Here is a 26,804-nt window from a genome sequence, read left to right on the forward strand (position 1 = left end):
TCGGACGCTTCGTCCGCCTCCCACCCAGCGTCGCGGTCGTCATCGCTGAGCAGGTCCTTGACTTCGTCCTCTGCACGGACCGGGGCGAGTGGTGGCGTCGCGGTTCTTCTCCGGGTAGAACGCGGTGCGGGTCACGCCGAATTCGACGGCCAACGTTCCTGGAGGCGCACGGCGAACGGGGCACCCCCCGGTGCGTGCGGCCGACAATGCCCTGTTCTGGAAGCCACAGTGGTAATGCTCCGTCGACGACGCATGACTACTCGGCCTCGTCCTGCACACCGGCCCGCGCCACGTAGCATCCGCCACTGTCGCGAGGGCTACGCCTGAACAGACGCTGCCGGTCAATTCGGGCCTCGCGACTTTGCCCCGCCGGGTATCCGACGGGGCGAAGTCGTGCGACAGGTCCCGACGCCTGGCCGGGTCGCACTGGCCAGCTCCCTCGTCAGCACGTGCCGCATGCGATCCGTGCGGGAGGGGCGGAGCGGATGGTGGCTGCATGTCAGCCCACCACCGCTCCACACGTGTTCCGCTCGATCCGGTCAGCCGCCGAGCGCATGCACCTCGTTCAGGATGGCGCGCATCTGCGGTCCCGACTTCTGGGCGTAGTCGTTGCCCGTGTACCCCCACCAGTCCCAGCAGCCCTGCGGGTTGCCGCGCAGCAGGCTGATGTCGGTCTGCGGGTAGAGGATCACCAGGTTGTTGGTGTCGGCATACTCGTTGAGATGGGACTCACGGGCGAACCTGTCACCCACGAACTTGTTGTCGCTCAGGCAGCCGTGCAGTGCGACGACCAGCTTGCAGGCGGCGCCTGCCGCGCAGGAGTCCGGCGTGTAGAGGAAGCTGCTGCTGCCCATGCTGTACCACTGGGCCAGACCGCCCGGCACATACCGGTTCTGGTCGTGCCGGCTGATCGTGCCCGACTGCGAGGCGGCCGGTGCGTTCACCTGCCCCAGCCAGTGGCCGAGCATCTCGCCCTGCGGGTCGTTGCCGCAGTTGATCAGGAACGGGTAGAAGGTGGTGCCACAGCTCAGCGGGGCGTTCGGGGTGGGCCAGCCGTGCCCTGCCGGATCGGTGTCGTGGTACGCGGTCCGGGCCCCGAAGTCCCGGTAGAACTGCACCCCTTCGTCGCTCACCGAGGTCCGGACGAGGGGGTCCCGGGTGCCGTGGTACGTGTAGACGGGCTTGCCCGCCAGGTTCGACACGGGGTCGATCCGTCCGTCGGCCGACCAGCGGCGGGCGATCTGTTCGATGCCCTCGGGGTCGGTGGAGATCAGCCCTGTGCCGCAGGCGATCAGCCCGACGACGATGCCTCCCTTGCCACAGTAGTACGGACCTGCGGCGACTATTCCCGCACCGTTGAAGGTGCCGGAGTAAGCGACCTGGAGTTGCGATGCCATGAATCCGCCGGAAGAGATTCCGGTGACGTAGGTGTCGGTGATGTTGAGCCGGGGAAGGCCCGGTTCGCCCGCGTGGGCGGGGGCGGTGAGCCCCAGGGCCGCGGCCATGGCGGCGGCCAGGGTGACAGCTGCGGTCCGCAGGGAGCGGAACTTCATCGTGCGCTCTCCTTCACTGGGATCCGTTCAGGGAACGGGTTCGGAAGTCGGGGAGTTCGGGGGGTACGGAGACGGACGGGGCCATGGTTGGCTGTGCACCGCCCTGCGGGAAATAGAGGTGTGCCATGTCGTAGGCGGCAGATGAGTGGAGATTCTCTCCGTCGCCCGGGATGCATGGCGGTATCGGTGCGGTATCACTGGCCCGGTGACGACGACGCCGGCAACCACCAGTACCCTGCTCCGCCTGCTGCGCGAGGAGGCCGATGAGGCGGCGTTCCGTGCCGTGGCCGCCGAACCGCCGCTCGTGGACGAAGCGCTGGAGATACGCTCCCGGCTCGCGGCCCACCGCCGCCGGGAGGCCGCGCTCGCCGCGCTCTATGAGACCGCCGGTGACCTCGCCTCGCTGCGCGACCTCGAGGACGTCCTGCAGGCCATCGTCAGCCGCGCCCGCACCCTCGTCGGCACCGATGTCGCGTATCTGCTGCTCTCCGACCCGGAGGAAGGCGACACGTACGTACGCGTCACCGACGGCATCACGACGGACGGGTTCAAGACCGGCCGGCTCGCCGCCGGTACCGGCCTCGGCGGACTGGTCGCCGCGACCGCCGTGCCCTACCACACCGCCGATTACCCCAACGACGCCCGCTTCGAGCACACCCCGTATGTGGACGGCGTCATCGGCGCCGAGGGGCTGGTGGCCATTCAGGGCGTGCCGCTGAAGTTCGGCGACCAGGTGTACGGGGTGCTGTTCGCCGCCAACCGCCGGGTGCGGCCCTTCTCGCCCGACGAGGTCGACCTCCTCATCTCGCTCGCCAACCATGCCGCCCTCGCTATCGAGAACGCCACTCTCTTCGAAGAGGTCCGCAAGACCGCGGCCGTCCACGAGCGGCTCACGGCCGTCGCGCTCGACGGGGGCGGACCGACGGGGCTGGCCACGGCGCTCGCCGACGTGCTGCGCGGCAGCGTCCTCGTCCTCGACTCCCAGGACCGGCCGCTCGCCTCGGCCGGTGACGCACCGCCCGAACCGGCGGACCTCGTACGGGAGATGGCGCAGGCCCGAGACCTCCGCAGCTCCGCGTCACGCGGAACCGTCTGTGTCACCCCGATCGTCGCCACCGACGAACACCTCGGCACGCTGCTGCTCGTACGCGGCGGACTCGACGCCTCCGACATCCACGCCCTGGAACGGGCCGCCCAGGCAGCCGCCCTCATGCTGCTCGGTGAACGTGCGGTCGCGGAGGCCGAACACCGGTTGCGCGGCGAGATCCTCGAAGACCTGTTGGGCGCCCCGCACCGCGACCCCGAAGGGCTGCGCCGCCGGGCCGCGCTGGTCGGGCTCGACCTGGAGCGTGACCATGTGGTGCTGGTGGCCCGGGATGGGGACCACGGCAGGCGGCGCCGCATCACGGAACTGGCGGGCGGCCATGCCACCCGGCTCGGCGGTATCGCGGGCGAGTACGGCGGCAGCACCGTCGTCGTCCTGCCTTCCGTCGAGGACCCGGGCGGCGCCGCCCGTGTCCTCGCCGAACTGCTGACCGCCGGAATCGGACACCCCGTCACGGTCGGTGCGGAGCACGCGGCACCCGGCGCCACGGCCGTCGTCGAGGCACACCGCGACGCCGCCCGCTGCCTGGACGTACTGGTCGCGCTGGACCGCGCCGGCGAAGGTGCCTGCCGCGACGATCTCGGCATCCACGGAATACTGCTGGGCCCGGCAGGCCGCGACGAACTGGACCGCTTCATCCGCCGTACGATCGGCCCGCTGGTGGAGCACGACGAGACGCGTGGCAGCGCCCTGGTACGCACCGCGCTCACCTACTTCGCCTGCGACGGCAACCTGAGCCGTACTGCCACCGCCCTGTACGTCCACGTCAACACGCTCTATCAGCGCATCGACCGGATCTCGGCGCTGCTCGGACCACAGTGGCGCCACGGCGACCACGCGCTGCAGGTCCATCTGGCCCTTACCATGCGACGAACAGCAGGTTAGGGCCTGGCGATTCCCTCGGTAGCCCCGCCACGATCACCGCCACCGCACAGCCCGGCCCAGCGGGCCCCATATTCCACTTGGACGGCACCGCCGGATTCACCCGGGTGGTCCGGCTGCCGTGGCGGAGCCAACAGTGAGCTATTGGCCGTCCGGCGGCAGTGGGCGGGATGAGCAGGAAAGGGGGCGCAATCCGTCGAAGGTGCACGGCGTATTGACCGCCCCCGTGGGACAGTGATCCGGGGCGGCCGATGTGCATGGCAGCCGCGCTACGTCGTCATCGGCGCGGGCGTCTCGCCGACGCGGTCGACTGCGGCCTTGGTGAGGATCGCGGAGGTGCCGACTACGGTCCCGGCCGGGCCGGCGTCACCGGCTTCGGTGAGGACCGTGCGTTCACCAAGGAATGCGTACGTGCTCCGGTCGAAGACCCATTGAGTTTGCTGCCCGTGTGTCGTACGGGCGACGGCAACGCCTTCGCGTCCCGTGGCGTCGGCGGCCGCATGGATCACCGTGACGCCGGGGATCTTCGCGGCGGCCTTGTAGAGCGCGGCGCTGACCTGCGGTGGTGCCCAGGTCTCGGCCAGCAGGTCGCCGATCGCGGTGAATGCTCGCTGGTCCGGGTCCTGGCCCTGCCCGCGGGTCTCGTTCCGGATCAGCTTCAGCAGGGCGTCGGCGTCGGTGGGCAGCGCCGCGACGTACTTGTGGGTCGGGTCGCTGATCGACGGGCGCTTCTTGTGCGGGATACTCGGCCGGGGTGTAGCCCCCGGGCCGTCAAGGTGGTAAACGGGTGCGTCGTCGTCGAGCCGACTGTCGGGCTCGCCCTTCTCGCGCAGCAAGCCGGGGCGGCTGCCGTCGGCGGACGACCACACCTGCCGCGTATGCGCGGGAGCCATGGTCACGGGGCCTCCTGAGGCGCTCTGCGCGGCGTAGGAGACCTCGCTCTCGATGTAGACGAACTGGTCGGCGCGGACCATCGGCTGCTTCGCGCCGGCGGCGGCGAGTGCGATGCGGTCGAGGAGCTGTTTCGCCTCGGGTGCGCCGGTGGCGCTGCCATCCTTGACTGCGGTGGTTCCGCGCCCGGGGGTGTCCGTGAAGTTCACCACCATGACGCCGCCGACCGCCAAGGCGCAGGCGACAGCCGGCGCCGCGAACCGGGCCAGACGCCGGTGCGGGGCCCAGGTGATGAGGCTGCCGGGCGGTTCGACGAGGGCCGCCTTCTGCAGCAGTGCTTCCTTCAGCAGCAGTTCACGGCCGGGGACCAGGCCGGGGACCGGCGGCGGGGGCAGCAGGCCGGTGAGGCCAAGGCGCTCGGTTTCCTCGGACCGGTGGTGCGTAGGGCGTTGCGGGGTGGTGTTCATCCGTGGTTCTCCTGGGTCAACGACCGGGCCGCAGGGAATCGGCCCGGTACTGGCTTGTCGGGGGTGGCGGAGGGTTCCCTGTTTTCCGCCGCGGGGGGCCGTTCGGCTCCGGCCCGCGTGGGTTGCGCGCGTGTGACGCGGGCTTCGGCGTCGGTGAGTTCGCGCAGTCGGGTACGGGCGCGGGACAGGCGTGAGCGGACGGTGCCGACCGGCACGCCGAGTGCCTCGGCCGCGGCCGCGTAATCCAGGCCGGCCCACACCACGAGGGTGAAGACCTCCCGGTCACGCCGCCGCAGGCGGGCGAGAGCGGTGTGCGCGGCATGCAGTTGCTCGGCATCCGCGAGGTGCGTGACGAGATCGTCGGTGAAGTCCGGAATCGAGCCGCGTTCCGGGACGCGGGCGAGCGCGATCTCGCGGCGTCGGCGTGCGCGTGCGTTGCGTCGCATGATGTTGGTGGCGATTCCGAGCAGCCATGGGCGCAGGCTGTCCCCGTCGGGGTGCAGTTTCTCCCGGCTGCGCCATGCCTCCAGGAAGGTCGCTGACGCGACGTCCTCGGCCTCCGCCCAGTTGCCCGTCACCCGCAGGGCATAGCGGTACAGCACCTGGGCGTGCTCGTCGTACAGCTCTCCCAGGGCGTCGCGGTCTCCGCGGCGGAAGCGATTCCTCATGAGTGTTTCCACACTCTGCTCTGCCGCGTCCATTGCGCCGGTTCCAGTGACGTGCGCCACATATACCGCCCGGGGCCGCAATCTCATGACGGTGTGACGTGTCTCACGGGAACGCCGACGCCCGGCAGCGCAGTGCAGGTCATGAACAGTTCTTCCGTATCCCGCGTATCCCGCGTATCCCGGGTATCCCGGGTATCCCGGGTATCCCGCCGGAGTGTCCTGGGGACTCTGGCTCTCGCCGTTGTCCTGGTCGGCGGTGCGACGCCCGCCTGGGACACCACCGCCTTCGCCGCAGAGCCGGAGACGTACGCCCTCACAATCAACCACCTCGACCGCGCCGGCCGCTCCACAGGGGACTACGAAACCACCGTCACCGGGATCTCCGGCGCGGGTGCCGACGAGTCCGTCAAGCCGCACGACGCCTCCGGCACGACCACCGTGCGCCTGCCCAAGGGCCGGTACCTGCTGGACAGCCTCCTGACCACCGGCAATGGCGCGGACGGGATGGACTGGATCGTCCAACCGCGCCTCGACCTCGACCACGACACAACCGTCACCGTCGACGCGCGGACCACCGCCCCCGTCGACGTGACTCCGCCCGACCGCGCCGCGGGCTTCCTGGACGGCGGGATGTTCGTCGAGGTCACACACGGCGGCACCACCCGCTTCATCAACCAGGTCATCGCCGCTCCGAGCCTGCGCGTCGCCCACCTGGGCCCCGCCGCCGAACCCGGCTCGGTGAAGCAGTGGTACGACGCGCACTGGACGACCGAGACCACCGGTTACGCGCTCGGCTACACCTTCACCGGCACCCGCGCCCTGACCGGGCTCACCCGGCACCCCTCCGCGAAGGACCTGGCCACCGTGCAGATCCGCGGCGCGGCCCGGCCAGGCACCGCGGGCGCCGCGACCATCGACCTGGCACCGAGTGCCGGACCGACCATCGGCGTCACTCAGAAACTGACGCCCCCCAGCACCGCCACCTACCTCGTGACACCCGAACGCGGCACCTGGGACATCACCTACTGGGCCCCCGCTGAGCCAGGCACGGGAGCGAACCGCTACAGCGCCAACGGCATCGCCGTGCGCGCTGGGGCCACGACCACGCACACCTTCGACAACGCCGTCTTCGGCCCCGCCCTCACCGGCCGCCCCGGCGTCGTACGCGACGGCGACCGGCTCGCCGTCGATGTCCCGCTGCTCGCCGACGGCGACGGCCACGTGCCGTCGTCACCGCCGTACGGCACGGCCTCGACCACTCTGCACCGCAACGGGGTGCTCGTCGGGACGCAGTCCGGTGCCCCGGGACGAGCCGAGTTCACCGTGGCGCCGGGGCGCGCGGCGTACCGAGTCACCAGCACGGTGAAGCGCGGCGGTGCACCCGGCACCGCTACCCGAGTGACCGCGTCGTGGACCTTCACCTCGGACGCGACAGCCGATCCGGCCCCGGTGCCGGTGAGCGCCGTGCGATTCTCGCCCGCGCTCAGCCCGACCGGCACAGCAGCGGCGGACACGGCACTCCGTGTCCCCGTCACCGTGCAGGGCGCCGCCGAGGACGGACGCATACGCTCGCTGGCAGTCTCGGTATCCGTGGACAACGGTGCCTCGTGGACCCGGGTCCCGGTCGAACGCGGCGCCGTGACGATCCGCAACCCACACGCGGGCACCGGCGTCTCCTTGCGCGCAGAGCTGACCGACACCGGCGGGAACACCCTCACCCAGACCATCGTCGAGGCCTACCGCACGCAGTGACCCCGTAATCCGGGCAGATGAACGGCTCGTGAGCCCTGCGGCTTCCGGCACGAGTCGTCGACGCGGGACACAAACAGCGCGCGGTTGATGGCGGGCTCGAGGCCGGCGGGGACGCGGCCTTGAGCGAGAGGGAGCCCCAGGACGGCCCCCTGGACGGCGAACCTGCCGCCCAGTTCGTGGGACGCCTGGGAGGGAAGGAAGTCGGCCGTGCGGCGCCGGAACCGGGCCGCACGGCCACGGTGCCGGTCGCTCATCGGCCCTGGAGGGATACCGAGAGCCGGCATGCTGGTACGCGGCGACTTTCATACCGAGTGCGGTCTTGAACGGTCAATGGGCCGGACCCGCAGGACGGGACGTTGTTCTTGGTCATGGAGTTCGTCACTGGGCGGAATCTGGGCGCTGTACGTCAGCCCGAGCCAGGTCCACCCAGGGCCCGGCTCAGACCACCTCAGGTCCGTCCGTCCCCCGGCCCATCCGCCCGGGGCCCGTCCGCCTCACTCTCATCTGCCGCAGGCCCACCCGCTCTGGACGCCCCTGCCCGCAGCCCGTCCATCACAAGGTCCAGCAGTCGCGTCGCACGTGGCTGCCAGTCGCTGTGCGGGTCTATCTGCCAGAGCCCGGCAATGGCGAGCACGAAGTCGTCGGGGGTCAGCCCCCGGCGGATGGTGCCGGCCTCCTCATTCGCATTCAGCAGGAGCGTGACCGCCTGGGTCACCGGGCCGTGACCCAACTGGGCCAGGCTGCCGTACGTGCTGGTGGCCTTGCGCAGCGCGTCGGCCAGGCCCGCCTTGGCCATGGCGTACTGGGCCAGGCGGTCCATCCATTCCCTCAGAGCCTGGTCAGGTGTGCGGGTCTGGAGAAGCTGGGCAGCGGTGTCGGCGACCTGCTGCATCTCGTAGCGGTAGACCTCCAGAACGAGGGCCTCGCGGTTGGGAAAGTTGCGGTAGAACGTCCCCTGTCCAACACCCGCCTTCTTCGCGATCGCGCTCAGCGGAGCATCCGCAGCCCGCGTCAGCTCGGCCAGCGCGACTTCCAGAATGCGCTCGCGATTCCGTTGCGCGTCCGGGCGCAGAGTCGCGCTCTTCTCTTCCTGCACTCGTCCTCCTTCCGAAACCACGACCAAGCCCGGCCTTGCTAACCGGACAGCTGTCCGCTAGGTTCGATGACAACTGGACAGCTGTCCACTTAGGTCCACCATAGTGGCAGATCCGGCCAGCGTGGCCGACCAGTGCCCGTCGCCGCTGGTCCGTTCATCCGCATCCCCCTCTCCCGCCCGGGCTGTCTGCCGGGATCGTCTCGTTCGACGCGCATCAGCAATGCGAAAGAAGGCTGATCATGGCCCCATCGACGTCCAGCGCCATCACCCTGAACATCAATGGCGAGAAGCACACACTGCCCGTCGACCATCGCACCACCCTGCTCGACGCCCTGCGCGAGCATCTCGATCTAACCGGCACCAAAAAGGGCTGTGACCAGGGCCAATGCGGCGCCTGTACGGTGCTGCTCGATGGGCGCCGGGCCGTTTCCTGTCTCCAGCTCGCAGTCGCGGCCGAGGGGCGTGCGATCACCACCATCGAAGGCGTGGCCGATGGCGAGCGGCTGCATCCGGTGCAGCAGGCCTTCCTCGACCTCGACGGCTATCAGTGCGGTTACTGCACACCGGGGCAGATCTGTTCGGCCATCGCGGTGATCGAGGAGCACGCGGCGGGCTGGCCGAGCGCCGTGACCGACGATGTCCGGCCCGAAGCGGGAATGCCTGCACTCACCGCCGAAGAGATCCGTGAACGGATGAGCGGCAACCTGTGCCGCTGCGGCGCCTACGTGTCGATCGTGCAGGCGGTCGCGCGGGCGGCAGAGGCGGCCGGGACCGAGGTCAAGGAGGCTGCGGTATGAGGGAATTCGGCTACCAACGCGCCTTCGACGTCTCCGGGGCGGTCGCCCTGCTCGGCGCCGACCCCGACACCCGCTTCCTCGGCGGCGGCACCAACCTCGTCGACCTGATGAGGGCCGGCGTGGAAAGGCCCGCTCTGCTCATCGACGTACGCGAACTTCCGCTCGACGGAGTCGATTTCACTCACGACGGCGGGCTGCGCATCGGTGCGACCGTCACCAACAGTGATCTCGCAGCCCACCCCGAAGTACGGCGTAGCTACCCGGCGTTGGCGCAGGCCCTTCTGGCCGGCGCCTCGGGGCAGCTGCGCAACATGGCCACGGTCGGCGGGAATCTGCTCCAGCGGACTCGCTGCGGCTACTTCACCGACCTGAGCAAGCCCTGCAACAAGCGTGCCCCCGGCAGCGGCTGCCCCGCCCTCACGGGCGAGCACCACAACCACGCGATCCTCGGCACCTCCGAACACTGCGTCGCCACCCATCCCTCGGACATGGCGGTCGCGCTCGCCGCCTTCGACGCCGTCATCTCGTACGAAACGGTCAGCGGGCCGGGCGAGTTGCCGATCGACGAGTTCTATCTGCCTGTGGGCGACACCCCGCACATCGAGACCGCCCTTCCTGCGGGCGCGCTGATCACCGGCGTCACGCTGCCGCAGGCCCCGGTCGCCGCCCACTCGCGGTACCGGAAAGTGCGCGAGCGCGCCTCGTACGCGTTCGCGATCGGCTCGGTCGCCGCCGCGCTCGACGTCCAGGACGACGTCGTACGCGAAGTGCGCCTCGCGTTCGGGGCGGTCGCGTCCCGACCGTGGCGGGCCCGGGCGGCCGAGCAGTCGCTGATCGGCCGCCCGGCGAGCGCGGAGGCGTTCGCCGCCGCGGCGGATGCCGAATTGGCGGCCGCCGAGGCGCTTCCCGAGAACGGATACAAGGTGACGTTGATGCGCAACCTCGTCGCGGCCGTGCTGACCGAACTCACCGAGGAGGCCGCCCGATGACCACGACGACCAAAATCGCCGCCGTGACGGGAGCCGTCGGCTCCGCCCATACCCGCGTAGAGGGCCGCGACAAGGTCACCGGGGCGGCCCGCTACGCCGGAGAGATCCCCTTCGCTGAACTCGCCCATGGTTGGCTGGTGTTGTCGACCGTGGCCCGTGGCCGCATCCGCTCCGTGGAGGACGCCCCCATCCTGGCCATGCCCGGCGTCCTCACCGTGCTGCACCACGGCAACGCGCCGCGCGTCGAAACCGACTATGTGGGCATGCTGGGGCGGCCCAACCCGGTCCTCGGGATCTTCCAGCACGACCGTGTGCCCTTCGTCGGCTGGCCGGTGGCGCTGGTAGTGGCCGAGACGTCCGAGCAGGCCAGGGAGGCCGCCGAGGCGCTGGTGGTCCGATACGGCAAGGAGCCGCACGACGTCGCGTTCTTCGCCGGACGCTCCGGTGCGTACACGCCGCAGGACAACCCGATGGTCCAGGCCGAGACGGAGAAGGGGGACGTAGAGGCACAACTCGCCGCCTCCGCCGTCGTCGTGGACGAGGATTACACCACACCGGAGGAACACCACAACCCGATGGAGCCGCATGCGGCGACGGCTCGCTGGGACGGCGGCCGGCTCGACGTCGTCGACTCCAACCAGGGCAGCACCTGGGTGGCGAGCGAACTCGCGCAGCTCTTCGCCCTCGATCCGGCATCCGTACGGGTACGGTCCGAACACGTCGGCGGCGGCTTCGGATCGAAGGGTCTGAGCCCGCACCAAGTGGCCGCCGTGATGGCCACGACCGTCCTCCACCGCCCGGTCCGCGTAGTGCTGACTCGTCGTCAGATGTTTTCCCTCGTCGGTTTCCGCAGCCCCACGGCGCAGCGGATCAGGCTCGGCGCCGACGCCGACGGCCGGCTGCGCGCGTTCGACCACCAGGCGCAGAGTCTTACGTCGACCGTGCATGAATTCATCGAGTCGAGCGCCGCGCTGGGGCGCGTGATGTACGACGCCGACGCGCATCGCACCCTTCATCGGCTCGTACGGCTGGACGTGCCGACCCCGGCCTGGATGCGCGCACCGGGCGAGGCACCGGGATCCTTCGCCCTCGAATCCGCCCTCGACGAACTGGCCGAGAAGTGCGGCATGGACCCGATCGCACTGCGCGCACGCAACGAACCGGAGACGGGTCCCGTGTCCGGGCTGCCGTTCAGCAGCCGCAATGTGCTCGCCTGTTTCGAGGAGGGCGCCCGCAGGTTCGGCTGGGCGGACCGGGACCCGCGTCCCGGCCTACGCCGTGAGGGGCACTGGCTGCTCGGAACCGGTACGGCGGCGGCCACCTACCCCTCGGGAGTCGGACCGTCCACGGCGGCCGTGACCGCGGAATCGGACGGAACCTTCACCGTGCGGATCAACGCGGCGGACATCGGGACCGGGGCACGGACCGCGATGACCCTGGTCGCGGCGGACGCGTTGAAGGTGAATCCGGACCGCATCCGTGTGCGCATCGCGGACAGCGACCTCGGCCCGGCGATGTTCGCCGGTGGCTCGATGGGCACGCGCTCCTGGGCGTGGGCGGTGACGGTCGCGGCTGACGAATTGCGGGAACGACTGTCCCTGGGAGGCGGCATTCCGCCGGAGGGGATCACTGCCCGGTCGAACACCACCGAGGCCATCGGCGCCCTCGCGAAGAAGGAACGGCACTCCTTCGGCGCGCAGTTCGCCGAAGTCGCGGTGGATGTCGCCACCGGTGAGGTGCGCGCGCGACGGCTGCTCGGCATTTACGCCGCAGGTACCATCGTCAACCCGCTCACCGCCCGCAGCCAGTTCATCGGCGGAATGACCTGGGGGCTGTCCATGGCCCTCCACGAGGAGGCGATCAGGGACCAGGCCTCCGGCGGCCACGTCGGTGCCGACCTCGCCGGCTATCACTTCGCCGCGCACGCCGACGTGCCGCTCATCGAGGCGGACTGGGTGGACGACCCCGTCCCGGACGACCCGGTCGGGATCAAAGGCATCGGCGAGATCGGCGTTGTGGGCGTCGCCGCCGCGATCGCCAACGCGGTGTGGCACGCGACCGGCGTGCGCCACCGCGACCTGCCCATCCGTCCGGACCGCGTCCTGCGTGCGGCGGACGAAGCGCGGCATCGGGCGGCGGAGGAAGCCCGGAGTGCTTGACATCGCCGAGGAGCTGAACCACTGGTTCGAGGAGGACCGGGATTTCGCCGTCGCCACCGTCGTGGCCGTTGGCGGCAGCGCGCCGCGCGGTCCCGGCGCCGCCCTGGCCGTCGACAGTCACGGCACCGCCATCGGTTCCGTCTCCGGCGGTTGCGTGGAAGGAGCGGTGTACGACCTGTGCGTTCAGGCGCTCCGGGACGGCCGGACAGTGCGCGAACGGTTCGGATACAGCGACGAGGACGCCTTCGCGGTGGGACTCACCTGCGGCGGCGTCATCGAAGTCCTGGTCACGCCGGTACGCGCGGACGCGCCGGTGTTCCAGGCAGCGATGTCGGCCGCGGACCGAGGAGAGGCGGCGGCACTCGCCCGGGTGGCCCGGGGCCGGGGCGAACTGCTCGGCAGGGCGCTGCTCGTTCACCCCGACGGATCGTACGAGGGCAGCCTCGACGGACATCCGGAACTGGACCGGACTGCGGCGGAGGAGGCACGCACGATGCTGGATACCGGCCGCACCGGCACCGTCGAGATCGCGGAGGACGGGTCACGCTGCCCGGGCGGCGTGACGCTGTTCGTGGAGTCGAGGGTGCCGCCACCCAGGATGATCGTCTTCGGCGCCGTGGACTTCGCGGCAGCGCTCGTACGGGCGGGCAAGTTCCTCGGCTACCACGTGACCGTGTGCGACGCCCGGCCGGTCTTCGCCACGCGCGCCCGCTTTCCCACAGCCGACGACCTCGTGGTCGACTGGCCGCACCGCTACCTCCGACGCACCGCGACCGACGAACGAACCGTCCTGTGCGTACTCACCCACGACGCCAAGTTCGACGTTCCACTGCTGGAGACGGCCCTGCGGCTGCCGGTCGCGTTCGTCGGCGCGATGGGCTCGCGCCGCACCCACGAGGACCGCAACCGGCGCTTGCGTGAAGTCGGTGTCACGAACGGCGAGTTGGCCCGCCTTCACTCCCCGATCGGCCTCGACCTCGGCGCCCGTACCCCCGAGGAGACCGCCCTGTCCATCGCGGCGGAGATCGTCGCGGCGCGCCGGGGCGGGACGGGGGTTCCGCTGACCGGTTCGGGGACGCCCATTCACCATGACGTGGACGGGAAGGAGGAGGTCGAGGCCCACTCCCGAGCGGCGGCGTGACCCGGCCGCGGCCGCGGCAGTGAAGGCCGGTCGTCGCCGTGCAGGACGACCGGGCTCACGACTTGACGTCCGGGACACGACAACGCAGTTCGGCACCCGTTCCGGGACGCCCGCACCCGCAGGGGAACAGCACACGGACGTCCCCTGCGGGACCCAGGACACGGGGCCTCCTCAACGAACGGACACGCCCGGCCACGCCTGCGTACAGTCCAGACCGCCTGCTGGGTGGAGGCGAAGCGCCAGTAAGTGTCGAACACCCGTATCGGCTGCAGTCCCCGGCCCGTCATCCGCACCGTCTCAGAGGCAGTGTCGGCCCGGACGGACGTCCGCGTCGGCGACGGATACCCGCCGGCGTAACCCTACACAGCGGCCTCGGTCGCATTTCCTGATCCGGCGGCCGGTCGTCGCGGAGTGCCGAGTGTCCAAACCACAGCGGCTACGGACGGCAGCCAACCCCACTGGGATGTACGAGCAAGTTCCGCTCTCAGTGGCCGCGCACGAATCCCTCGACGCCAAGTTCTTCCAGGCCGTCGACGACGAGGTCGATGCTGACGGCTGCGAGCAGGAGCCCCAGGAGTCGGCCGAGCAGCTCCACTGTCGCGTGGTGTGTGGCGCGGAGTACGCGCTCCAGGAGCAGGATGCAGACGAGGTCGAGCACAATCACAGCGAGGTACGCGCCGGCGACGGTGGAGCGCCAGGTCCAGGTGGAGCGTGCTGTTGCTTCGATGAGCAGTGCTGTCATGGCCAGGGGGCTTACGACAAAGGGCACGAGGAGTTCGCGCACGGCGCTGGTCACGCTCGGGGTTTCCCCGTGGAGTCCGTCAGTTCCGGCCTGAATTCCCAGGACGAGGCCGACGGCGTAGAGGAAGAAGATGATGCCGCCTGCGAGCAGGAGAGCGGAGGTGCTGATGTGAAACAGGTCCAGGAGCCAGGGTGCGGTGAAGCTGGTCACCAGGCCGATGAGGATCGCCGCGCCGCAGGAGATCAGGGCGATGGTGCGCAACTGGCGGGTCGGGTGGAGTTGCGCGAGGTGGGCGAAGGAGAGCAGGACCTTGGGCGGCCCGACGACCGAAATAAAGGTGATCAGGGCGGCGGAGAAGCTGAGCGCGTTCACCTGTGAAATCCAGGCTGAGTGCAATGTAGCGACGGAGCAGCTCAGGGTGGTGTCGGCTGCCTCCTGTCGGCAAGGAATGGTCGGCACGCCGGCGTCTGCCCGGGGCGGCGTGCTGTGTTACTGGTCAGCAGGGGGATAAGTCCAGGGCACACACCAAGGGCGCCGCCTTGAAACGGGTTGCCGTAAGCGTCAGAACAACTATAAGGTCATTACATGTTACGTGTACGGCAGGCAGTCGAGGACGACGTCACGGAGCTCGTACGCCTGCGGGCGTTGCTGTTCGAGACCCTCGGCGGCGACTTCTTCAACCCCGCATCAGCAGACGACGACTGGCAGCACACCCTTGCTGCGGTGCTGAAGGAACAGTTGGCAGCGGACGCCGTTCGGATCCTCGTCGTGGACGGCAACAACGGCCTTGCCGCCTGCGGCATCGGAACCATCGAGCAACGACTGCCCGGCCCGCACCTGCGCAACGGCCGGATCGGACATGTGATCGGCGTGGTCACCGATCCGGCGGAACGACGGCGCGGTCACAGCCGCACGATCATGCAGAGCCTGCTCGACTGGTTCCGGGAACGTGAGGTCGCCCGAGTCGACCTGTACGCCTCTTCCGACGGCGAACCGCTCTACCGCACCCTCGGCTTCGTCGACCACCCCGACCCCTCGCTGTGCTGGCGTCCGTGACAGGCAACCCGCCACCTTCAAAAACCTTTGTTCTCTGAAGAGCGCTCGCCGGAATCTCACAAACGGGGGGGCCGGAACTGAAGGCACGTGACGCCTTCCTCGACCCGGGCGACACCCTCGTCACCCCGAGCCTGGACCGCTACAGGCGATCTCATCCCCCGTGACAGGCCATCAGGTGGTTCACGCCGCAGTGGGTACGGACCCACAAGGCTTCGCTTCCGTTGCGGCTCCGCCACAGCAGCCTGCGAATCAGACCATGCTCGTGGCAGTGATCTCGGAACGCTGCCGGACTCATGCACAGGTCGCACTGATCGACCCGGGCAGGCGAAGGGCGGGACGCACTGTAGCGGAGTCCGCTGTGCTCGCCCGCGTGCGCGCGATGCGCCGCATCCGGGAGTTCCGGGCAGGGGCTGTCCGGCAAGGTGGTCATGGGGCAGCAGCACGCCGGGGACTACTGACACTCTCGAACAGTCGCACTTGGCCGACGAAGCACATTGTGCCCATCGTGGCCCTCAAGTTGGACGAGGGACTCGTGTGCCGAGCTAGCGGAATGCCACCGGCGGGCGTACGCCGCTGAAGTCGATCGCGCGGTCCGCCTCGCGCAAGGCCTGCTCGGCCACCCGGCGCGTCTCGGCCAGAACGTCCCCATGCTCCTCCACAAGCCTGGCGTAGATCGGTGCCTCGAACCTGTCTGCGGAACTCATGTTGAACTTTCTGTCGGGTGTACGGGCGTCTTCCGCCAGTGAGGGGAAGCGGCGGCCGAGTATACGCGCTCCTGGCAGGACGCCGCAGTTGACCGGTGGTCGGGCAGCAACAGAGCATTTCAGGAGCCCCTCGACGAACGTTAGACGCGATCAGCGGTCCAGGACGAGGCCGGTGCCGCTCAGGCAGCCATCGATCAGGGGGCGGTACTGCCTGGCGCCCTTACGGTCGGCCTGGGGGTCCTGACGGGCACCTCACGGCATCAGGCGGTCAAGTGTCTCCTGGGACGAGGCCACCGTTCACAGCGCGCGTCCAGAGCGTGTGGTGCCACTCGTTGGCTTCGGGATCGGGCTTGGTGGTCAGCACCGGATTCGGGCCGGTCTCGATGAGGTGCAACAGAGACCATGCGACGCCGTAGCAGTCGTCGGGGCCGAAGCACGCAACCAGCGCCTTGGCCTCCTCCGCCGTAACCGGTCCGGAGATCGCCTTGAGCTGATTGCCGCGCCTGTCGATCTCCTCTTCACTCGCGTCCCAGTCGGGGAGGGAACCATCGGCGACGAACAACTGCACTGCGGATCTCATATTCGAATGATCGGCTGCTGCCATCGGCTCAGCAAGCTGTCCTGGCAGGAGTTCCGCCCGCTCCTGGCCGCAATCCGACGCTGCTGACGGCCACCGGGGGGGCCGACGAGCCCGCTCTCGTAGCCGGCTTGGAGCGATGTCGGCAGGAACTGCCCCTCGAAGAAGCCGGAACGCCGATCCAGGCAGGGGACCTACAGACCTCAGGAGCGGGTTGGTACCGATGCGCCCCCGGTACCCCAGTGCTCCGCCGAGGACGACTGAGTGACGCCCCAGCCGGCATCGGCGCTCCGGGGTCCGTCTCGCGGAACGTGGGGACGGACACCAAGAGACGGCCGGCCCGTCGACCCAGCGCTGGTCGCACCGCTCAGCGGCCAGGGGCTGACGCCGTGGCCGCAAGACCGAGGGCGAGCACCCGGAGCTCGTCGGCCGGCCTGACCCCACTCGGACCCGTCAGCGGCTACCGAGATTCCGTGCAGCGGGCAGGATCAGCGCGGAGCTGCCCTCAAGGCCCGCATTCCACGCCACGCAGTAGACGCGACCGGCCCGAAGGCCGGTGAACCCGGATCCGCTCGTCGTTCACGTGGCGTCCCCGGTCGGCCGGTGCCACACAAGCCTCGGAGTGCGCGCTTCGTCGCCGGTCCCCTCTGTCGGGGGAAGCAGGGTTAATCGGTCCCCTTCCACTTTCCGTCGGCACTCCTGCTTGATACCGACCCACGGACGTAACGACGCCACGTGCAGGTGGTGAACGACCAAATCACCCATTACCTCGTGGCGCCCACGTACCCCAAGTATGGAGATGTCCTGAATAGGGTCGCCGTGTCGACCGGCTCGCCCGTCACGTGTTTCCTTTCCAGGGCTTCTGGGATTCTGGACTTCTGGACTTCTGGGCGAAGCTGTGTAGGAACGATTTCGCCCTCGTCCATACCCGTGCAACAAACCGCAGATGCCGCTTACGAACCCCCGAACCAGCTGGTCCCCTTGGGCTGTCCGGAACCCCCCTGCATGCCTTCAGCGCCCACAGGGCATGGGCGCGCCCGGACGCTGCTGTCATGTGGCTTTTGACACTGAGTCACGAGAGCGGCTGTCGCTCTGTCACTCAGCGATGAGATCCACCTCATCCGCGGGACCTGGTTGTCGCCGAATTCTGGTTCTGGCTCAACTCCGGCATCGATTCCAAAGGACCGGCCGCGCGACGGAGGTCGACCAACGGCTCTACGGGCCGTCACCGCAGGTCAGGATGAGGGAACCATCAATGACGGGCGTTCAGGACAGCGGCGCGCACCTCCCGCCCGGGCAGTGTCAACAAAGACACGCTGCCACCAGGGGGTGAGTGACTGTCAGAATGTCGCCCGGAAAGGCTAATGATTCATCAACCAACCTATAAATAAGTGGAATTGACAACTCATCCGATTATCCGGCAATCGCATATGGGTGTCTTGTGTACCCCGATCGGCGCCCCGGCACCAACCCTCCAAGGTGTCCGATATGACAGCTATGGGGACCGTCACTACGTTCAATCACAGGCCGGGTCCTCGGCCGACCTCTCTGAGACAGGAGAAGTGACATGGTTACCCGTTCCACTGTCGTTACCGCAGCCATCGCGGCCGCCTCGGCACTGGCCGCCACCGGCATCACCTACGCCTCGGCCGCCACCACCGAGCCGGCCCACGCATCCCCTGTCGTCCAGCAGGCCACCGCCCCCGTTTCGGCCCTCGAAGGCGGCGACGCCGGCAGGGGCAACGAAGGCAAGGGCAACAACGACCGGGGCTACGACGACGACCGGGGCTATGACGACCGGGGCCACGGCGACCGGGACTACTACGAGGGTCGGATCCAGATCAACGAGCGTACGTACAGCGACGACCCCGGTGGCTGCATCACCGTGGTCAGCGGCCTCGGCTCCAACAGTCTCAACATCCGCAACGACAGTCGCAGGACCATCGAGGTCTTCCGGGGGGCCACCTGCGACAACGGCGCCCCCATCGCCACCGTCGGACCTCACAGCTCCAGCGACGGCGTGTTCCCCGGGCACGTCCGGGGCGGCGTCTTCGTCCACGACGGCGTCGTGGGCAGCTTCCGGGTGCTCTCGCGCCACTACGACAGCGGCTATGACGGCGGCTACGACGACGACTACGACGGCCGGTGATCGAGACACCCGCGTAACACAGAACCCCGGCCCGCCGGAATCGGGCCGGGGTTCCGGCCTGCGCACCCCCTGCCGGGACACCCCGGCCCCGGATGCCCACACGCACCCGACCAATGCCCGACAACCCACACACACCTGCCACGCCCGAACGAGCCGGACGGCAAAGCACCGGCAGCCCGGCCGGAACACCCGCCCTCACACGCCCCCTGAACCGTTCCGGGTTTGATCGAGAGCCTAGGTTGCGACTGTGCCCTGGGGTTTTGTTCTGGTGGATTTAGGTGGCGTCGCATTCGACGTGTGGGACGTAGCCGATCTCACCCTGCCGCCGACGGTGGTTGAGCCAGTCGACCCACTCGGCAGTGGCCAGTTCGACCTGGGACGGCGTCTTCCAGGGCCGCTTGATCAGCTCGGTGTTGAAGAGAACGGGGCGGGCAACAGGGGAACGGCCTCGGCCCCTTGAGGGTGCGTCTGATCGGTGCAGTCTCGGCTTGCCGAACGGCGGGAAGAGCGGCGACACGGGTGGTGAGGTAGGTAAAGAGGTCCTGGACGTTGTGGCTCATCAGCACGGCATGCAGGTCGGTTGGCCCGGTGGTGGCGCAGACGTAGGCGGCCTCGGGATGTTCTGCCAGGGCCTGGCCGGTGGTGAGCAGCTCGGACGGGGCGACGGAGAGTCACATCCTGAACCGGACGCGTACGTCGAGGCTGTGCCAGTCCAGTTCGAGGTCGAAGTAGAGCGTGCCGTGGGTCTGGAGTTCATCCATCCGTCGGCGGACCTTGGCCGGGCTCCAGCCGGTGAGAGTGGCCAGGTCGGTGAGTGCGGTACGTCCGTCGATGGCCAGGGACTGGAGCAGACGTCGGTCGGCGTCGTCGAAGTCGAGGGGCGGGCGGTCATCCGGAACGGCGAGAGGGTGGTCGGTGAGCTGTTCCGCCTGGTTGGGGGTGAGGGCGCCGGACTTCATGACCAGGCTCTGGGGGCCGCCGAAGAAGGTGTGCATGACGCAGTGGGCCGTGACGTCGACCACGCTGGGAATGCGCGGGAGTCGTTGCAGGAGCACGGACCGGTCCACTTGTCCGGGGCGGACCCCGGTGGAGCAGTTGATCTCGGTGCCACCGGAGCCGAGGGCGACCCAGACGGTGTCCTCACGTCTGGCCAGTGCCTTGGCGACGTCATGGCCGGCATGCGGGGCGCACCGCACACGCATGTGCCAGCGCACCTCGCCGAGCGCCTCAGGACTGGTTGCCGGACTGCTGGTCTTCCTTCCGGTCCGCAGCCCGCGCCCCGCCATCACCGCTGCCGCAACGGAGCCCTCAGCCCTGTCCCCGTCCGCGCGCTGAGCAGCAGCTACCTCTGCCGACTCCCGTCCCCGCCGCTTACGCAGCCATGGGGCGGGGAGCCGCGTCCGCCGGTAGTTGGCCCCACTTATTCCTACCTTCGTCAGGCCGAGCAGGTCGTGCAGCGGCGGCGCCGGCTGGACGACGGGAAACAGGCACTGCCGCGTTCAACATGTCGAGCCGCTTGTTCATGTCGAGTCGGTCACGGCGCGACCAATTTCTTCGAGGCCCTGGTGAGTCGACAACGCGAGCGGTGTTCGCTGATGCGGGCACACGACCGGTTTCTTTCAACTGTTCTATGAGAGCCACCACTTGGCAAGGGGATACCACACAATCACGACGCCGGCCGCGGTGACGCCGACCGTAACGATGAGAGCATGCAGTGCGGTCGGTGGCAGTTCGCGGCCCACCCACGGACCTAGCATCCTGCCGAAGGTTGAGCCGGCGGCGATCACGGCGGCAACGTCGTGCACTCAGTCTGCGGTGAGCCAGCACGGCAGGCGGCTGGAACGGGAGCTTGACGTGAGCCTGCTCGAACGGCATACGCGGGGTCTCGTGCCCACTGAGACAGGGCGAATCCGCCAGGCGGCCGCCGCCGACGGTATCGGCGGCACCGACCTCGCCGTACGCCGTCTGCAAGACCTGGCGCGCAGGGACGGCAGTTCGGTGCGTGTCACCACGGAAGGAACAACCGTACGGCACTTCATGGCCGAGGCCATCGTCGATTTCCGACGGCGCTACCCCCGAGTGAGCCTGAAATTCGAGACTGAGAACTCGATCCGCAACTGCTTCCGAGCCCTCGCCGCGCACGACCTGGACTGCCGACCTGCAGCTGATCCGCCTGCCCGAGAACTCGGCCCCCCGCGCCCTTCTCGGCGCGCACTTCGCGGAGGCGGAAGTCCGGTCGACTGCCCACACCGGCGTCGTCGACTGGGACACCGCCACCGGCGTCCGCCGCTTTCCATCCATCCTCACACTCCCGCCGGCTTCCATCAGCAACGCGTGCTGCCCGCCCCTGCGGGCATGAATCACCCAGTGATCTCCGAGCCCGCTCTGCAGCAGTTCGCCAACCCCTACCAGGCAGGGGAGCCGGAATTCGACGGTGCGGACGAAGAGATGGGCCGGGCCTGGCACGGGGCGCGACGTACTGCTCCGGATACGGTGCTCGCCGTTGTCGCGGACGGCCCGTGGGGCAGGCATCTCGTGCTGCGTGGCAGCGTGTTGATGGCCACCTGGTTCGAGGAAGCGGCTCGTGAACCGGGCGACCTGGACTTCCTTGTCGTGCCTCGGGACTGGGCCATGGGCGGTCCCCGGACTCGGGTCTGTTCGACACGATCACCCGGGCCGCGGCAGCCGCCGCTCGTGGTTCTGTCCGGATCGATGCGACCGGCATGGTGACGGAGGACATCTGGACGTATGACCGGGTTCCGGGCCGCCGTATGCTGCTGCCTGGACGGCGCCCGGGGTGCCCGGCGGCACCATACAACTCGATGTGGTGTTCAACCTGACCCTGCCTGCCCCGGCAGCAGTCACTGAACTTCAGCCGCTGAGGGACGGTCCCGGGTGTCGCGTACTGGCCGCATCCCCCGAACTGTCACTGGTCTGGAAGCTGCTCTGGCTGGCCGCTGACACGTACCCGCAGGGCAAGGACCTGTGCGACGCCGTCCTGTTGGCGGAAGCCAGACCACCACGGTACGAACTGGTGCGTGACACCTTCGTCCTCGGGGGTACTGAGGGGCTGCGGCCCGCCGGTGCCTGGTGGCGCGACTGGTTGGACGTGGAGACCGATCACCGAACACCCATGGGTCACAGAGAGTGCCGCAAGCTATCGCGAACGTCCGACTCGGGCGCTGGCACCGCTGCTGGAGAAGGCGGTGCGACCGGAGGAGGACGCTTGCAGTCAGTGGGCCCGGTGGCTGAAACCGCTGGTGAAGTCCACGCGTACGACGGTCGCCGAGCGCGGTGCGGCGGGCCTCGGGTACCCCGCCGAAGGGGGACATGCCGGGCCGGCGGCAGCTGTGGTGACCGTACGAGAGCTCCCGGGTCTCGAAGTCTCGGCTGAAGGACGCCCTCGCCACTGTTCCGTCCCACGAGGACAGTTGAAGCTACTGGCGGGAGAATCCGGACGCGTGCGTCCGGGCTCTCGACGTACTGCGCCGATGAGCGACTCCCCAGGTCTTTCACCGGGCCGACTCCCGGCATGGCTGATTGGTTCAGCCGGCCCGGCCGATCGCGCTGCGCAGCATGGCGACTGTCGTCGCTGCCGCCGCGCGCTCCGCGCCGTCCTCCGTCGCACGCACCCGCTCCTCCAGAAGCACCGCGGCAGCCTGGAGGACTCCCACCCGGACCGGAACGCTCTGCATGGCCACCAGTACGGCCGCCGCGTGTTCGGCCGGGGTTGCGGTCGCGGCCTGCGGAATGAGGGTGGAGATTCCGCGCCCGAGCGCACGGTCACGAGGCGGCTGAGCCGCGGCTGTGGTCACCCGGGAAAGTCTGCCGCACCGGACTCGGGGAATCGCTCAGCGACCTGACCGCGATTCTTCGGTCCCTTCATGGACATGGGCGTGAACTCGTCTCAACAGGGCTGCCAGCTGCGCCTGTTCGGGGCCGGTCAGGGGGGCGAACAGTTCCCGCTGCACAGCCAGGGCCTCGGCCTGCAGGTCCGCGAGCATCGCGCGGCCCGCCTGGGTGGGCGTGATGGTCACCCGGCGGCGGTCGGTGGTGTCGCGAGCCCGGTCCACGAGTCCGGCCACCGCCAGATCGTCAACGATCTTGACCATGTCGCTCCGGTCGATCCCGAGCCGTGACGCCAACTCCCGCTGCACATGAGGGCCGAAATCGACCAGTGCCGACAGCACGGCCATGTGCCAGAGCCGCAGATCGCGCTCGGCCACTCGCGCTGCCAGCCGGCTCCGCGCGGCCTTGCCGGTCTTGGACAGCAGATAGGTCGTGAGTCCCAGGAGGCTGGGCGGGGTTTCGCTCATTGGCGATATCTTAGGCTTCTACCAATGATGGGTCTTCACCTATTAATTGGAGCACGTCACGGATACCTTGCACCCGCGCCTGCTGGTCAGCCGCTTCACGGATTGCTTCCGCTTCTACGATGCGGTGCTGCCTGCTCTGATCGAGGTGACCCGGGCCTGTGGCAGCGAGTCCGGCCCGTACGCACACTGGGACGTCGACGGTCAGGGGGCTGGCGCTCTTCGACCGCGGTGCGATGACGGCCGTCGCCGGGATCGCGCGCCTGCCGGGCGAGGCACCGCCCGCCCAGGACCGTTCGATGTTCGTCTGCCGGGTCACCGATGCCGATGCCGGGCTGACGCACTGCCTGGAACACGGCGCCTCACCGGTCGCTGATGCGTGCGAACGGCCAGACTGGGACCCCACGCTCCGCACCGCCCATGTGCGTGATCCCGAGGGCCACCTCACCTTGTTGCAGTCGCACTGAGCGACCCGGGCGGCACCTGTCCGCGCCCGGCCACGGACACGGACAAGGCACGGACGAGAGCGCGGACAAGCACCGTCGGCGGCTCTGCACGTGTGCGGTTCAGCGCAGGTTCAGCGCATATCGAAGACGAGACGACCTGACACTTTACCCTTCAGCACTTCGTCGATCGCCGCGTTGATGTCCTCAAGACCTCGGCTCTCGCGGACGACGCGCGTGCGGCCGAGCCTGTGCAGTTGGAACACTTCGGCGAGGTCCTCACGGGTTCCGACGATGGAGCCGACGATCTTCGTACCGTTCAGTACCGTGTCAAAGACGGGCAGTTCGAGCGTGCCCTCGGCGGGGAGCGCCACCAGGACCAGCGTGCCACCCCGGCGCAGCGCACTGTAGGCGGCGCCGAACGATGCATTGCTCACGGCCAGCGAGATGGCCGCGTCGGCTCCACCGAGCCGATGGGTCTCCTCGGCAACATCCTGGACCCGGGCATCGATGACATGGTCGGCGCCCAGTTCGCGGGCGAGGGCCAGCTTCTCGTCGGTGACATCGACGGCGATCGTCTCGGCGCCGAAGATCCGCGCGTACTGCAGGGCGAGGTGGCCCAGACCACCGATGCCGGAGACGAGGGCGCGCATGCCCGGGCGTGCGCCGGACAGCTTCACGGCCTTGTACGTGGTAACGCCCGCGCAGGTCAGCGGCGCCGCGTCCAGCGGGTCGATGCCGGCGGGTACCGGCACCACGTACGTTCCGTGCGCCAGCGCGTACTCGGCATGGCTGCCATCCACGGAGTAGCCGCTGTTCTGCTGCTTCAGACAGAGCGTCTCCCAGCCGGAGATGCAGTAGTCGCAGTGTCCGCACGCCTCTCCGAGCCAGGGGATGGCCACTCGATCCCCCACTGCAAGATGCGTGACCTGTTCACCGGCCGCTTCGACGATGCCGATGCCCTCGTGACCCGGCACGAATGGCGGGCTGGGCTTGACCGGCCAGTCGCCCTGTGCCGCGTGAATGTCCGTGTGGCACAGCCCGGAGGTCTCCATCCGCACCAGGACCTGGTGCCCGTCCGGCGTCGGCACGGGCCTCTCCTCGACCACCAGCGGCTCGGTGAAGCTGCGGACAACGGCGGCTTTCATGGATTACTCCTCCGCTTCGATCGGGCACGTCCGGCTCAGCGGCCCCCCTCCACTATCGCAGAGGGGGACAGAAGCCTCGAAACAGAGTATTTCAGATGGCCAGATCTCACTCTTCCCTGCCCCCCTGCCCGGTGCTCGGTGCCACGTGCTGCGTGCCCGCTCGCAGCTGCCCGATTGCCGTCCGCACGGCGCGCGCGGCTACCCCTGAGCCCAGTCACGCATGGCGGTCCGCGAGGAGAAAGCGGCGACGTCCTTGTCGAGCGGCTGGTCGGTGTACTGATGAATGCGCCAGGACGCTTCGATCCTGGGCTTCCCCGCGGTCACGTAGTCGGCAATCCACAGGCCGTCCCCCGCATACGACGTGGTGTCGTGATTCAGCCAGAAGTAGCGGTTGCAGTACAGCAAGACCCTGTGATGGGGCCTCAGGCGCTTGACCTCACGGATGAAGCCGTCCTTCTCGGAATTGCTCGCCCGCGTGCCCTCGCCGTTCTCTTCCCAGTCCACGGCGAGCAGATCACCCGCCTGCTCCGGAGCCTTGCTCACGAAGTACTCCGCCTGCTCCGTGATGTTGCCCGGCCAGAGAAAATGGTAGAAGCCGACCACGCACGCTGTGTCCCTGGCACGTTTGACCTGCGAGGTCAGATGCGGATTGACATACGAACGGCCCTCGGTGGCCTTGATGAAGACGAAGTCCAGTCCGTCCGTGTCGAAGGACGACTGATACGAGCTGACATCGACGCCATGCAGCATGGGCACCGCCTCCAAGCGGGCTCGGTGATTCCGTTTCCTCTTCCTGTACGTGCCCGCAGTCGTCCGGTCCCATCCTTCTGGTGAACGGGCGAACATTTTTCCATTACCCGGAATATGGGCCTTCAGTGGGGAGTTGGTGAACCGGCGAGACCACATCACGTACCGCAGGCACCATCGGAAGGTCGGATCCATGAAGATCGGAATCATCGGAGCGGGCAACATCGGCGGTAACCTCACCCGGCGCCTCACGGCGCTTGGCCATGACGTTTCCGTCGCCAACTCGCGCGGTCCGAAGACACTCACCGCGCTCGCCGAGGAGACCGGAGCCACCCCGGTCACCTCCGCGGAGGCTGCTCGGGGAGCCCAGATCGTTGTCATCACCGTCCCTGTCAAGGCCGTCCCCGCTCTGCCCTCCGGGTTCCTGGACGGGGCCGCAGAGGGGGTCGTGGTCATCGACACGAACAACTACTACCCGCAGCAGCGAGACGGCCGCATCGCCGCGATCGAGGACGGTCTGGCGGAAAGCCGGTGGACCGAGGAACAGATCGGCCACCCGGTGATCAAGGCTTTCAACGGGACGTACGCGCAGGACATCCTTGCCAACGGCCTCCCGAAGGGCAGCCCCGGACGGCAGGCGCTGCCGGTGGCTGGTGACGACTCTGCAGCCAAGCAGGTCGTACGCGGCCTCATCGACGAGCTGGGCTTCGACACGGTGGACGCAGGTGGCCTCGACGAGTCCTGGCGGCAGCAGCCCGGCACGCCGGTCTACGGCCATCAGGGCGATGCCGAAGCCGTCGCCAAGGCGCTCGCCGAAGCGTCTCCGGAGCGCACGGCGGAGTGGCGCGCCTGACGGCACGGGGCGCCGGCAATCAACGGGTTCGTCCCGGCGCGGTCGCCGCGTGCACCGGACCGTCGAGAACCCGACGGTCCAGAACATGCGCCGTACCACCCGGTCCCGCCGCCAACGCCCCCTAATCGCCGAGGTCGGTGCTGCGGCTGGCTGTCTCCCGCTCAAGAGTCCCGGCGCACGCGGCATCGAGGTGGGCGTGGATCGCATCGGTCGCATCGTTGCCGAACAGCAGCCGGAGCGGCGTCTTCTCGGCTGTGAGGGCGGTGAGGATGGCCTCGGCGGCCTTGTCGGGGTCGCCCTCCTGCTTGCCGTCCGACCCGGGGAGATTGGTCCGGACGGGGCCGACAGTCGCCGCGTACGCGGAGATCGCGGCGGTCTGCCGGAGTGCCCCTCCGCCGTCGAACCCGGTCCGGAACGATCCGGGTTCGACGATCAGCACCTTGATTCCGTGCGGGGCCACCTCTGCCGCAAGTGCCTCGGACAGGCCTTCGAGGGCGAACTTGGCCGCCGAGTAGGCGCCGACACCGGGGGACGAGAACCGCCCGCCCTGGCGCACCCGTACCAGAGCACGG

The 26,804-nt window shown here is 68.9% G+C and carries 25 protein-coding genes and 1 pseudogene; 12 read left to right on the forward strand and 14 right to left on the reverse strand.

Annotation, left to right across the window (positions count from 1 at the left end):
- Positions 1–539: 539 nt before the first annotated feature.
- Positions 540–1,553: an extracellular catalytic domain type 2 short-chain-length polyhydroxyalkanoate depolymerase gene (locus OG609_RS01300; RefSeq protein ID WP_327271027.1), complete on the reverse strand. Its 1,014-nt coding sequence runs from the start codon at positions 1,551–1,553 to the stop codon at positions 540–542.
- A 205-nt stretch (positions 1,554–1,758) separates the two neighbouring features.
- Here OG609_RS01300 and OG609_RS01305 point away from each other — a divergent pair, with 205 nt between their 5' ends.
- On the forward strand, positions 1,759–3,543 hold the full coding sequence (locus tag OG609_RS01305) for a helix-turn-helix domain-containing protein (protein WP_327271028.1): 1,785 nt from the start codon (positions 1,759–1,761) through the stop codon (positions 3,541–3,543).
- 266 nt (positions 3,544–3,809) lie between these two features.
- Here OG609_RS01305 and OG609_RS01310 read toward each other — a convergent pair whose 3' ends face one another.
- Positions 3,810–4,898 carry a CU044_5270 family protein gene (locus OG609_RS01310; RefSeq protein WP_327271029.1) on the reverse strand — a complete coding sequence of 363 codons (1,089 nt, stop codon included), beginning with the start codon at positions 4,896–4,898 and terminating at the stop codon, positions 3,810–3,812.
- Entirely contained in the window at positions 4,895–5,566 is a 672-nt protein-coding gene (locus tag OG609_RS01315; RefSeq protein ID WP_327271030.1) for an RNA polymerase sigma factor, read from the reverse strand. The genes OG609_RS01310 and OG609_RS01315 overlap by 4 nt, the downstream gene beginning before the upstream one ends.
- A 141-nt stretch (positions 5,567–5,707) precedes the next feature.
- On the opposite strand from OG609_RS01315, the gene OG609_RS01320 reads away from it, so the two are divergent.
- Positions 5,708–7,318 (forward strand): serine protease, encoded by a 1,611-nt coding sequence (locus OG609_RS01320; protein WP_327271031.1) that lies wholly within the window; start codon positions 5,708–5,710, stop codon positions 7,316–7,318.
- A gap of 448 nt (positions 7,319–7,766) precedes the next feature.
- Here the strand turns inward: OG609_RS01320 and OG609_RS01325 are convergent, their stop codons facing one another.
- A complete protein-coding gene (locus OG609_RS01325; protein ID WP_327271032.1) occupies positions 7,767–8,414 on the reverse strand; it encodes a TetR/AcrR family transcriptional regulator in 648 nt (215 codons plus the stop codon).
- 239 nt (positions 8,415–8,653) lie between these two features.
- Here OG609_RS01325 and OG609_RS01330 point away from each other — a divergent pair, with 239 nt between their 5' ends.
- The 4 genes from OG609_RS01330 to OG609_RS01345 are packed head-to-tail and all read left to right on the forward strand — an operon-like array spanning position 8,654 to position 13,500.
- On the forward strand, positions 8,654–9,211 hold the full coding sequence (locus tag OG609_RS01330; RefSeq protein ID WP_327271033.1) for a 2Fe-2S iron-sulfur cluster-binding protein: 558 nt from the start codon (positions 8,654–8,656) through the stop codon (positions 9,209–9,211).
- Positions 9,208–10,200: an FAD binding domain-containing protein gene (locus OG609_RS01335; RefSeq protein WP_327271034.1), complete on the forward strand. Its 993-nt coding sequence runs from the start codon at positions 9,208–9,210 to the stop codon at positions 10,198–10,200. The genes OG609_RS01330 and OG609_RS01335 overlap by 4 nt, the downstream gene beginning before the upstream one ends.
- Positions 10,197–12,359, forward strand: a complete 2,163-nt coding sequence (locus tag OG609_RS01340) for a xanthine dehydrogenase family protein molybdopterin-binding subunit (RefSeq protein WP_327271035.1) — start codon at positions 10,197–10,199, stop codon at positions 12,357–12,359. The genes OG609_RS01335 and OG609_RS01340 overlap by 4 nt, the downstream gene beginning before the upstream one ends.
- The gene (locus tag OG609_RS01345) at positions 12,352–13,500 is read left to right on the forward strand and encodes an XdhC/CoxI family protein (protein WP_327271036.1); all 1,149 of its coding nucleotides are present in this window, start codon (positions 12,352–12,354) and stop codon (positions 13,498–13,500) included. The genes OG609_RS01340 and OG609_RS01345 overlap by 8 nt, the downstream gene beginning before the upstream one ends.
- 484 nt (positions 13,501–13,984) lie before the next feature.
- On the opposite strand, the gene OG609_RS01350 is transcribed toward OG609_RS01345, so the two are convergent.
- Positions 13,985–14,614 carry a MarC family protein gene (locus OG609_RS01350; protein WP_327271037.1) on the reverse strand — a complete coding sequence of 210 codons (630 nt, stop codon included), beginning with the start codon at positions 14,612–14,614 and terminating at the stop codon, positions 13,985–13,987.
- Between the two features lie 213 nt (positions 14,615–14,827).
- On the opposite strand from OG609_RS01350, the gene OG609_RS01355 reads away from it, so the two are divergent.
- Complete coding sequence (locus OG609_RS01355) at positions 14,828–15,298, forward strand: GNAT family N-acetyltransferase (RefSeq protein ID WP_327271038.1); 471 nt, start codon at positions 14,828–14,830, stop codon at positions 15,296–15,298.
- A gap of 542 nt (positions 15,299–15,840) precedes the next feature.
- On the opposite strand, the gene OG609_RS01360 is transcribed toward OG609_RS01355, so the two are convergent.
- Positions 15,841–16,002, reverse strand: coding sequence for a hypothetical protein (locus OG609_RS01360; protein ID WP_327271039.1), 162 nt, complete (start codon positions 16,000–16,002; stop codon positions 15,841–15,843).
- A gap of 268 nt (positions 16,003–16,270) precedes the next feature.
- Positions 16,271–16,570 carry a hypothetical protein gene (locus tag OG609_RS01365; RefSeq protein ID WP_327271040.1) on the reverse strand — a complete coding sequence of 100 codons (300 nt, stop codon included), beginning with the start codon at positions 16,568–16,570 and terminating at the stop codon, positions 16,271–16,273.
- Positions 16,571–18,146: 1,576 nt separating this feature from the next.
- Between OG609_RS01365 and OG609_RS01370 the strand changes: the two genes are divergently transcribed.
- Positions 18,147–18,728 carry a hypothetical protein gene (locus tag OG609_RS01370; protein WP_327271041.1) on the forward strand — a complete coding sequence of 194 codons (582 nt, stop codon included), beginning with the start codon at positions 18,147–18,149 and terminating at the stop codon, positions 18,726–18,728.
- A 314-nt stretch (positions 18,729–19,042) separates the two neighbouring features.
- On the opposite strand, the gene OG609_RS45960 is transcribed toward OG609_RS01370, so the two are convergent.
- Both OG609_RS45960 and OG609_RS01380 read right to left on the reverse strand, forming a co-directional pair.
- Positions 19,043–19,378, reverse strand: coding sequence for an Lrp/AsnC ligand binding domain-containing protein (locus OG609_RS45960; RefSeq protein WP_442818054.1), 336 nt, complete (start codon positions 19,376–19,378; stop codon positions 19,043–19,045).
- A gap of 21 nt (positions 19,379–19,399) precedes the next feature.
- Positions 19,400–19,930 (reverse strand): AsnC family protein, encoded by a 531-nt coding sequence (locus OG609_RS01380; RefSeq protein WP_327271042.1) that lies wholly within the window; start codon positions 19,928–19,930, stop codon positions 19,400–19,402.
- Between the two features lie 499 nt (positions 19,931–20,429).
- On the opposite strand from OG609_RS01380, the pseudogene OG609_RS45965 reads away from it, so the two are divergent.
- Both OG609_RS45965 and OG609_RS01390 read left to right on the forward strand, forming a co-directional pair.
- Positions 20,430–20,585, forward strand: a pseudogene (locus OG609_RS45965) (hypothetical protein); the annotation flags it as partial.
- Positions 20,586–21,083: 498 nt separating this feature from the next.
- Positions 21,084–21,458, forward strand: coding sequence for a hypothetical protein (locus tag OG609_RS01390; RefSeq protein WP_327278397.1), 375 nt, complete (start codon positions 21,084–21,086; stop codon positions 21,456–21,458).
- Between the two features lie 815 nt (positions 21,459–22,273).
- Here OG609_RS01390 and OG609_RS01395 read toward each other — a convergent pair.
- Together OG609_RS01395 and OG609_RS01400 are read right to left on the reverse strand one after the other, a co-directional pair.
- Positions 22,274–22,543, reverse strand: coding sequence for a hypothetical protein (locus OG609_RS01395; protein ID WP_327271043.1), 270 nt, complete (start codon positions 22,541–22,543; stop codon positions 22,274–22,276).
- Positions 22,544–22,579: 36 nt separating this feature from the next.
- Positions 22,580–23,044, reverse strand: a complete 465-nt coding sequence (locus OG609_RS01400) for a MarR family winged helix-turn-helix transcriptional regulator (protein WP_327271044.1) — start codon at positions 23,042–23,044, stop codon at positions 22,580–22,582.
- A 158-nt stretch (positions 23,045–23,202) separates the two neighbouring features.
- On the opposite strand from OG609_RS01400, the gene OG609_RS01405 reads away from it, so the two are divergent.
- Positions 23,203–23,508, forward strand: a complete 306-nt coding sequence (locus tag OG609_RS01405; RefSeq protein ID WP_327271045.1) for a hypothetical protein — start codon at positions 23,203–23,205, stop codon at positions 23,506–23,508.
- Between the two features lie 110 nt (positions 23,509–23,618).
- On the opposite strand, the gene adhP is transcribed toward OG609_RS01405, so the two are convergent.
- Both adhP and OG609_RS01415 read right to left on the reverse strand, forming a co-directional pair.
- A complete protein-coding gene (gene adhP / locus OG609_RS01410) occupies positions 23,619–24,632 on the reverse strand; it encodes an alcohol dehydrogenase AdhP (RefSeq protein ID WP_327271046.1) in 1,014 nt (337 codons plus the stop codon).
- A 198-nt stretch (positions 24,633–24,830) separates the two neighbouring features.
- Complete coding sequence (locus OG609_RS01415; RefSeq protein ID WP_327271047.1) at positions 24,831–25,382, reverse strand: glycoside hydrolase family 25 protein; 552 nt, start codon at positions 25,380–25,382, stop codon at positions 24,831–24,833.
- Between the two features lie 154 nt (positions 25,383–25,536).
- Here OG609_RS01415 and OG609_RS01420 point away from each other — a divergent pair, with 154 nt between their 5' ends.
- Positions 25,537–26,232, forward strand: a complete 696-nt coding sequence (locus OG609_RS01420) for an NADPH-dependent F420 reductase (protein ID WP_327277904.1) — start codon at positions 25,537–25,539, stop codon at positions 26,230–26,232.
- A 121-nt stretch (positions 26,233–26,353) separates the two neighbouring features.
- On the opposite strand, the gene OG609_RS01425 is transcribed toward OG609_RS01420, so the two are convergent.
- Positions 26,354–26,788: an SDR family NAD(P)-dependent oxidoreductase gene (locus tag OG609_RS01425; RefSeq protein WP_327271048.1), complete on the reverse strand. Its 435-nt coding sequence runs from the start codon at positions 26,786–26,788 to the stop codon at positions 26,354–26,356.
- Between the last annotated feature and the right edge of the window lie 16 nt (positions 26,789–26,804).

The organism is Streptomyces sp. NBC_01224 (assembly GCF_036002945.1).
Taxonomy (GTDB): Bacteria; Actinomycetota; Actinomycetes; order Streptomycetales; family Streptomycetaceae; genus Streptomyces.